This window comes from Allostigmatella hybrida (assembly GCF_020103775.1).
Taxonomy (GTDB): Bacteria; Myxococcota; Myxococcia; order Myxococcales; family Myxococcaceae; genus Hyalangium; species Hyalangium aurantiaca.
This window is the reverse complement of record NZ_JAHXBH010000068.1, coordinates 1-1,624: the sequence shown is the minus strand read 5'-3', so window position 1 is coordinate 1,624 and position 1,624 is coordinate 1. Positions and strand designations below refer to the sequence as shown.

General features: G+C 62.4%; 1 protein-coding gene. It reads left to right on the top strand.

What is annotated here, in order from left to right:
• Positions 1-141: 141 nt before the first annotated feature.
• Complete coding sequence (locus KY661_RS37035) at positions 142-1,461, top strand: IS4 family transposase (protein WP_225414672.1); 1,320 nt, start codon at positions 142-144, stop codon at positions 1,459-1,461.
• The last annotated feature ends 163 nt before the right edge of the window (positions 1,462-1,624 follow it).

Sequence of the window (1,624 nt, the reverse complement as noted above, 5' to 3'; positions counted from 1 at the left end):
GCGAGAGGGGAAGCGGTGGCTTGAGAGGACAGCAAGGGTCAGGCGCCGGGAGCATCTTTGGAAGGAGCCCCCGCCGGAGGAAGGACCATGGCCCTGGATGACGTCTTCGAGCGCTTCGTGCGCAAGAGCCCCTTGTCGGTCATGGCGCGATTGCTGATGCAGCGGGCGCTGAGCGCCGAGTGGATGGAGGGGCTGTTCCAGGAACACCGCCAGAGGCAGTACACGAAGGAACTGCTCTTCTCGGCGGAAGTGGAGTTGATGGAGCTTGTGGCCTTGGGATTGAGGCCCTCGCTGCATGCGGCGGCACAGGACAGCGAGGAGTTGAAGGTGTCGCTGCAAGCGCTCTACGAGAAAGTCAATCACACGGAACCGGAGTTGGTGAGGGCCCTGGTGCAGGGCAGCGGGGAGAGGCTGACGCCCATCGTGAAACAGCTGAAGTTACAGCAGGAGCCGTGGGCAGCGGGTTACCGGGTGCGAGTGCTGGATGGAAACAAACTGGCGGCCAGCGAGAAGCGACTCAAGCCCTTGAGAGGTTTTCGAGGAGCGGCGATGCCAGGCCAATCGCTGGTGGTGTATGCACCCGAGTGGGACCTGGTGGTGGATATCCTGCCTGCGGAGGATGCGCACGCGCAGGAGCGAGCGTTGATGGGGCCTATTCTGGAGCGAGTGCAGCCTGGGGAGTTGTGGCTGGCGGACAGGAACTTCAGCACGAAGAACATCCTGTTCGGAATCGCGGAGAAGGGAGCTGCCTTCCTCATCCGCGAGCATGCGAAGAGTCCCCACCCGAAGGAGGAGGGCTCCCTGAAGGAAGTGGGTCGAAGCAAGACGGGGAGGGTGTTTGAGCAGGCCGTCGCAATAGAAGCAGCGGAAGGCAAGCGGTTGGCGTTGCGGCGCATCGAGGTGCACCTGGACGAGCCGACCGAGAGTGGCGACACGTGCATCCGCCTGTTGACGAATGTGCCTGCGGAGCGCATGGGCGCCCAGCAAGTGGCGGAGTTGTACCGGCGGCGGTGGAGCATCGAGGGGATGTTCGGCCGACTCGAATCGGTGTTGCACAGTGAAGTCCACGCGTTGGGCCACCCGCGTGCGGCACTGCTGGCTTTTGGTGTGTCGGTGATGGCCTACAACGTGCTGGCCGTCTTGCTGGCGGCAGTCGAAGAGGAGCACCACTTGCAGGCGACAGAGGTGTCCTCCTACTACGTGGCAGGCGAGGTAAAGGCTACCTACAGCGGGATGATGATCGCCCTGCCTGAGAAGACCTGGAGCACCTTCGAGTCCCAGTCAGACGAGGCGTTGAGTCAGACGCTGCGGCAGATGGCCCGGCAGGTCAACCCGGCCAAGCTGCGCAAGCACCTGCGAGGGCCAAAGAAGAAGGTGAAGAAAGGTTACGTGCCTGCCGAGCAAGCCCGGAAACAGGTTTCGACGGCCCGAGTACTGCGAGGAGACGAGAGGACTGGGTAGTCACCAGTGTAGGTGAACCCGTTTTTGCTGCGCTGGGGCGAGAGAAGATTGCCTGGAGTCAGGCGCTGCCAAGCACTCTTTGAGGAACGAAGCGTCTTTCCAAGGGTCAAAGCCTGCAAAATGCACTGGCTCTTCGCGTAGGCCTCGCGCACTCCCCACTCTC